General features: G+C 36.4%; 6 protein-coding genes and 1 pseudogene. 6 read left to right on the forward strand and 1 reads right to left on the reverse strand.

Annotated features, from left to right (window positions below; all coding sequences use genetic code 11):
* Positions 1-204 precede the first annotated feature (204 nt).
* From EAI80_RS11240 to EAI80_RS11265, 6 genes are all read left to right on the forward strand, one after another.
* Positions 205-1,638 carry a phospholipase D family protein gene (locus EAI80_RS11240; RefSeq protein ID WP_129982107.1) on the forward strand — a complete coding sequence of 478 codons (1,434 nt, stop codon included), beginning with the start codon at positions 205-207 and terminating at the stop codon, positions 1,636-1,638.
* Entirely contained in the window at positions 1,617-2,327 is a 711-nt protein-coding gene (locus EAI80_RS11245) for a response regulator transcription factor (protein WP_003693048.1), read from the forward strand. The genes EAI80_RS11240 and EAI80_RS11245 overlap by 22 nt, the downstream gene beginning before the upstream one ends.
* Positions 2,327-3,370: a HAMP domain-containing sensor histidine kinase gene (locus tag EAI80_RS11250; RefSeq protein ID WP_129982108.1), complete on the forward strand. Its 1,044-nt coding sequence runs from the start codon at positions 2,327-2,329 to the stop codon at positions 3,368-3,370. The genes EAI80_RS11245 and EAI80_RS11250 overlap by 1 nt, the downstream gene beginning before the upstream one ends.
* Positions 3,371-3,401: 31 nt before the next feature.
* Positions 3,402-4,466: an FUSC family protein gene (locus EAI80_RS11255; RefSeq protein WP_129982109.1), complete on the forward strand. Its 1,065-nt coding sequence runs from the start codon at positions 3,402-3,404 to the stop codon at positions 4,464-4,466.
* Complete coding sequence (locus EAI80_RS11260; protein WP_129982110.1) at positions 4,456-5,028, forward strand: CDP-alcohol phosphatidyltransferase family protein; 573 nt, start codon at positions 4,456-4,458, stop codon at positions 5,026-5,028. The genes EAI80_RS11255 and EAI80_RS11260 overlap by 11 nt, the downstream gene beginning before the upstream one ends.
* A gap of 197 nt (positions 5,029-5,225) precedes the next feature.
* A complete protein-coding gene (locus tag EAI80_RS11265; RefSeq protein WP_129982111.1) occupies positions 5,226-6,422 on the forward strand; it encodes an AI-2E family transporter in 1,197 nt (398 codons plus the stop codon).
* A gap of 185 nt (positions 6,423-6,607) precedes the next feature.
* On the opposite strand, the pseudogene EAI80_RS13500 reads toward EAI80_RS11265, so the two are convergent.
* Positions 6,608-6,788, reverse strand: a pseudogene (locus EAI80_RS13500) (hypothetical protein); the annotation flags it as partial.

A 6,788-nucleotide genomic window follows, 5' to 3' on the forward strand; every position in this document is an offset into this window, starting at 1 on the left:
GACAAATAGTCTATATCCTGAATATTTCTGCTCCACACTTCTCTTAAATCGTTACCTGTAGATTATGGGTATTCAAAAAATATGACTGTTTCATTAAAAAGAAGTCGGTCATATTTTTTATGAAAAATAAATTTTGTTGAGGTTAAATTGAGATTGACTTTGTATTGTATAAGTATGAAATAAAAAGGAATCAGGTGATGTACAATGAAAAAGCATAAAATATGTAAAATACTTCTTGTTATACTGGCAATTTTTTTATGTGTGGCTTTTTATGAATTGCTCGGAATCTGCGTTGCATATAAAAAGCAGCCGGAAGTGTCCAATACAACCAAAAAAGAAACAAAAAATGGGTCATGGAACGAATGCAGTGAAAATACAGAACGGGCAGTAATCATAGAAAAGAATCCAGAAGCGCTTTTACAAAGAGTGCGTTTGATCAAGAATGCAAAAAAGGAAATTATTCTTTCTACTTTTGCATTTCAATCCGATGAAAGTGGAAAATTGATTTTAGGAGCACTGCATGATGCGGCAGACAGAGGTGTACATATTCGTCTGTTAGTAGATGGAATGGAGAGCTGGATTGATATGGAAGGAAATCCGTATTTCTATGGATTATCTTCCCATAAGAATGTTGAAATTAAACTGTATAATAAGGCCAATCCGTTGAAACCGTGGAAAATGATGGGTAGAATGCATGATAAATATTTGATTGCAGATGGAAAGAGATATATTCTAGGGGGAAGAAATACATACAATTATTTCCTGGGTGATTTTCCGGGACATAAGAACTATGACAGAGACGTGTTGGTTGTTTGCAATGAACCTGAGAAAGAAAATTCAGTTAACCAGTTGTTAGATTATTTTGAAACTATATGGGATCAGGAAGACAGTGGTTATTTTCATAACAATAAAAAACTGGCAAATAGAAAATCTGTAAAGAACGCAGTTTTAGAGCTGCAGAACGGCTATCAGAAATATTTTGAAGAGAATAAGGAAAGAATCTGCGATACCGATTATACGGACGAAACTTTTGAGACAGAAAAGATTGCATTAGTGTCAAATCCTATTCACACAGGTTCCAAAGAACCGGTAGTGTGGTATCAGTTGGGAAAATTGATGAAAAATGCAAAAGATCGTGTGAAGATCCACACGCCATATATTATCTGCAATGATATGATGTATAATACATGGAAAGAGATTGCAGAGAATGTTTCAGATTTTTCAATCATGACAAATTCAGTTGCGAATAATGGGAATCCATTTGGGTCAGCCGATTATGCGAAAAACAGAAACAGAATCTTAAGTACAGGAATTGATATCTGGGAATATGAAGGCGGTTATTCATACCACGGAAAAAGTATTCTAATTGATGATGATTTGTCTGTAATCGGTTCCTTTAATATGGACATGAGAAGTGCTTATCTGGATACGGAACTGATGCTTGTAATACGCAGTAAAGATATTAATAAACAGTTGGAAGAGGGCATGATGGAATATGAAAAAGTGTCCCGCCAGGTATTAGAAGACGGAACTTATAATGATCCATATCATGTAGAGCCAATCGAATTAACAAAGAAACGTCAGAGAAAAATATTTTTGGTACAGCATCTGCTTGGATGGGCAAGGTATCTGTTTTAATAAGGAGGAAGGAAAACGTGTTTCAAATATTGATTGTAGAAGATGATAAAGAATTAAGCCAGCTATTCCAAAAAGTGCTTGAGAAGAATGGATATCAAGTCAAAAGTGCATCGGATGGAGCACAGGCATTAGAAGTATTGGATAAGGAATATATTGATCTGATCATTTCTGATATTATGATGCCGGTTATGGATGGCTATGAACTGGTGTCAGAACTTCGTTCAGCAGGATATCAGATACCAGTGCTTATGATCACTGCGAAAGGTTCCTTTGATGATATGCGCCAGGGATTTCTTTCGGGAAGTGACGATTATATGGTAAAACCGGTAAATGTGAATGAAATGGTTTTAAGAGTCGGAGCACTGCTTCGCCGTGCACAGATACTGAATGAACACAAAATTGTGATCGGTTCAACAGAGTTTGATTATGATGCAATGACGGTTACAACTGATAAGGAAAGTCTTGTTTTGCCTAAAAAAGAATTCCTGCTTTTATATAAGCTTGCAGCTTCGCCAGGCAGAACATTTACAAAACAACAGTTGATGGATGAAGTATGGGGATACGAGACGGAGGCAGACCCACATACGATAGAGGTACATATAGGAAGAATCAGAGAGCGTTTTAAAGATAACCCTGATTTTGAAATCGTAACAATGCGTGGAATTGGATACAAGGTGGTGAAAAAATAATGGAACAAAAGAAAGAAAAAGGATTGCGGATCCGATCCTGTCTGACTGGTGCAATCTGGCTGGCACTTGTATTTTCAACAGTCATATCTGCTTTATTATTTGCTTTTTTGAATCATTTTTTTAATCTGCCGGGCAGCATACCTGTGATTGGCTGGCTTTTGATTTTCAATACATTGATTGCAGGGCTGATCACTTCCTTTATCAATGCAAAATTACTGGAACCAATTACCAGACTTGGTAAAGCAATGAAGGAAGTTTCTCAGGGAGATTTTGAACAGCATTTGGAAACGAACAGCCGTATAGCAGAAATTGGAGAATCTTATCAAAGTTTTAACGTTATGACAAAAGAACTTCGTGCAACAGAGGTGCTGCAGATGGATTTTGTATCTAATGTTTCTCATGAGTTTAAGACCCCGATTAATGCCATTGAAGGATATACAATGCTGCTTCAGGGAGAAGAACTGTCTCCGGATCAAGAGGAATATGTAGAAAAAATCTTATTTAACACCCAAAGACTTTCCGGATTGGTTGGTAATATTTTGCTGTTATCCAAGTTAGAGAATCAGAATATACCAATGAAAAAAACAGAATATCGTCTGGATGAACAGATCCGCCAGGCAGTTCTTTCATTGGAAACAAAATGGACAGAAAAAGAAATTGGTTTTCAGGTAGAATTGGAGGAAGTTAAATATACTGGGAATGAAGGACTTTTTATGCATATCTGGATAAATCTTTTGGATAATGCGATTAAGTTCAGCCCTTCAAAGGGGACAATTACGATGTTTCTGAAACAAGAACAGGATTTTGTTAAGTTCATTCTGGAAGATGAAGGACCAGGAATAGAGGATGATGTAAAATCCAGAATATTTGACAAGTTCTATCAGGTAGATGGATCTCATAAAGCAGAAGGAAATGGCCTAGGTCTTGCACTTGTAAAACGGATTGTAGATAGTGCCGGAGGAATAATCAAAGCAGAAAACCGTGAATATGGTGGATGCAGATTTGTTGTAGAGCTTCCAATACAGAAAGATGAGGCCATATAAGTTTAAGAAAAACAGATAGAGGAGGAATTACATGACATTTTATCAGGAATTGCAGTTAAATCAGGCAGGTTCTAAAAATCTGTTGAAAAAGAGTGAAACAGTGAAAGAAAAAACATATCATATACTGGTATATTTGGTAAAGATAGCTGTTACAATGGCATTTTGTTTTTTATTTGTTACTATTTTCAGTATCTTATTTGGAAATGAGAACAGCATTGTAGGTGTAGTGGTCTTATTATGTCTCATGGTGTTTAGAAATGCGGATCTGGGGATCCACACTGGACAATCTACGATGCTTTTGGCTTTGTTCTTTGTAATTATGACTGTATGTCCGCATTTAGCAAATCAGTTTTCACCGGTATTGGGAATGCTGTTAAATATTGCGGCACTGGCTGTGTTGATTCTGTTCGGATGCCATAATCCATTCATGTTTAATCAATCTACATTGGTTCTTGGGTATCTGCTGCTATATGGTTATGATGTTACGGGAAAAAGCTATCAGATGCGATTAGTCGGAATGGCTTTAGGTGCAGCACTTACCTGCTTCGTATTTTATCGAAATCATAAAAACAGAACTTATAAAAGAAATCTGAAAGATCTGATACAAGAATTTGATATCACTTCTTCCAGAACAAAATGGCAGATATGTCAGATTTTATGCGTACCGATTGTCCTTTGCATTGCAGAACTTTGTAATATGCCACGTGCAATGTGGGCTGGTATTGCGGCCATGTCCGCGATTTTGCCGTTTATGGAAGATATGCACTACAGAGTCCGTAAAAGGATTGTCGGAAATATTGCAGGTGTTATATGTTTTACAGTATTATATTTTCTGCTTCCTTCGTCAATCTATGCATATATAGGAATTCTTGGTGGAATCGGTGTAGGATTTTCAGCACAATATGGCTGGCAGGCAGTATTTAACACATTTGGTGCTTTAGCCATTGCTGCAGAGACTTATGGACTACAAGGAGCGGTTAGTCTTAGAGTGATTCAAAATGTTTTTGGTGTTGTGTTTGCTTTAGCATTTTGTGTTATATTTTATTGGTTTATGTCTAAAAAAAAGGAAAGTGATGTGACCGTACATGCAGAGTGAAGTGAATCAGGAAGAAAATTTGAATAGAATTATTACGGTTCCTCATCTTCTTTCTTTTTTTCGGCTTTGTCTGATTCCGGTAATTATATGGAGTTATTGTGTAAAGAAAAATCCTCTGTTAGCTGGTGAAATCTTATTGATGTCTGGTCTTACGGATCTTGCTGATGGATATATCGCAAGAAGATTCCATAGGATTAGTAATTTAGGAAAAATACTTGATCCGGTGGCTGATAAGCTGACACAGGCAGCGATGTTAATCTGTCTGTTTACTCGTTTTCCGCATGTGCTTCTTTTAATCGTAATAATGGCAGGTAAGGAGCTGTATATGGTAGTCAGTGGATGTCTTGTGATACGAAAGACAGGAAAAGTACATGGTGCAGACTGGCATGGAAAGATAGTAACCTTTTTATTATATGGAACTGCAGCGGTGCATATTATATGGTTCCACATTACACCTATGGTATCAGATCTGTTGATTGGTTTGTGCGCTATAATGATGGTCATATCGGTCGCTCTGTATATTATCCAGAATACCAGGACGCTTAAGGGAGAGACTGTATAAGCAATTTTATATTGCAATGACTAGAAAAATATTTAGGAGAACGAGGAGGCGGAAGTGATGAAGGAAATTTATCAGCAGACGGTAGAAGAGGTTCTTGAAAGGGTGAATGGCAAGAAATCTGGGCTTACGAGTGAACAGGTGAAAAGATCCAGAGAAAGAAAAAGAGGGGAAAGATAGTGGACTTAAGTAGATGTTCTATGAAAAAAATTCGAGAACTGATTGTGTTTACGGCATTTCTTGTAGTTGCTTTGTGGAAATTCGATGTGGTGATTGAAGTGCTGAAGTCAATATGGAAAATTGTGTTTCCTTTTGCGCTTGGTGGTGTAATTGCCTTTGTGATTAATGAACCAATGAGTTTCCTGGAAAAGAAAATGCTCGGAAAGATAAAAGAAAACAATAAAATAGGAAAAAAGGCTGCGAGACCGATAAGCCTGCTTCTTACAATTATATTGGCAGCAGGTGTAATGGTATTGGTAATGTTTGGTGTGATTCCACAGCTTACGCAGACTATGGGAAATCTGATGACGAGTATTTCAGATTTTATTCCACAGATGCAAAACTGGATTCGAGAATTTTCACATGATAATCAGGATATTATGAAATTGGTAGATCAGCTGCAGTTTCAGCCTGATCAGGCAATTAAATGGGGAATAAGTCTTCTTGGAAACGGAGTCGGAAATATGATGAATACGACGATGTCAGCAGTAGGTTCCATTGCCAGTGGATTAGCGACCTTTTTTATTTCGTTTTCCTTTGCATGCTATATTCTTTTTCAGAAGGAAAAATTACATTTACAGGTAAGAAAAGTGATTTTCGCTTTTATTCCAAAACAAAAAGCAGATGCAATTCTTAACATATGTTCGCTGACATATCGGACATTTGCAAATTTTCTTGCAGGGCAGTGTCTGGAAGCAGTAATTCTCGGAATGATGTTTGTTATCACGCTAAGTATTTTAAAAATGCCATATGCACTTTTAATTGGAATTTTGATCGCGTTTACCGCATTGGTTCCTATCTTTGGAGCCTTTATTGGCTGTGCCGTGGGAAGTTTTCTGATCTTTATGGTAAATCCAAAACAGGCAGTTTTATTTATTGTAGTTTTTCTGCTTTTGCAGCAGATAGAAGGTAATCTGATCTATCCTCATGTGGTTGGCGGATCAGTAGGACTTCCATCAATTTGGGTACTGGCGGCAGTTACAATCGGCGGAAATCTTATGGGAATTATAGGTATGCTGATTTTCATTCCACTTGTATCGGTATTTTATACTATATTCCGGGAGTTCGTATATCTGCGCCTAAAAAAACAACATATAAAACGAGTAACGAGAACGGATGTGGAAGAGTATGCGGAGGAGGAAATTGCGTCATCATTTATTGTGCCAAATGAAAAATAATGATTTGATACAAATATAAATGAAGTGTAATGCCGATTATTAAGACGTTATAAAAATAGATTACAAAGGAAGAAGATATTATGAAGAAAATAGGAAGTGTGAAACAAAAATCAATCAAAACGTATAAAAAAAGACAAACTTAAAAATAAGTTTGAATAATTTAGAAAAAATAGAATAATTGAATATTATGGTTTAGTTAATTTAGAAACGTCAAAACCTGATTTCTTAAGAAACTCTATCGCTGATTCTTCTGTTAAAACTTGTTGCTTTATAGGTGGCTTAGGATTTTTAAATGATTCATAATCTGAAGGATTAAATGTCTCTCCAGTAAGAATCATATGGTATATACTGACAAGCATCATTCTT

Origin of the sequence: Catenibacterium sp. co_0103, assembly GCF_004168205.1 — a bacterium.
Taxonomy (GTDB): Bacteria; Bacillota_I; Bacilli_A; order Erysipelotrichales; family Coprobacillaceae; genus Catenibacterium; species Catenibacterium mitsuoka_A.

Excerpts from the sequence above, each read along its gene's own strand:
- EAI80_RS11240 (WP_129982107.1), top strand. The coding sequence starts at position 205 with ATGAAAAAGCATAAAATATGTAAAATACTTCTTGTTATACTGGCAATT.
- EAI80_RS11245 (WP_003693048.1), top strand. The coding sequence starts at position 1,617 with ATGGGCAAGGTATCTGTTTTAATAAGGAGGAAGGAAAACGTGTTTCAA.
- EAI80_RS11250 (WP_129982108.1), top strand. The coding sequence starts at position 2,327 with ATGGAACAAAAGAAAGAAAAAGGATTGCGGATCCGATCCTGTCTGACT.
- EAI80_RS11255 (WP_129982109.1), top strand. The coding sequence starts at position 3,402 with ATGACATTTTATCAGGAATTGCAGTTAAATCAGGCAGGTTCTAAAAAT.
- EAI80_RS11260 (WP_129982110.1), top strand. The coding sequence starts at position 4,456 with ATGCAGAGTGAAGTGAATCAGGAAGAAAATTTGAATAGAATTATTACG.
- EAI80_RS11265 (WP_129982111.1), top strand. The coding sequence starts at position 5,226 with ATGAAAAAAATTCGAGAACTGATTGTGTTTACGGCATTTCTTGTAGTT.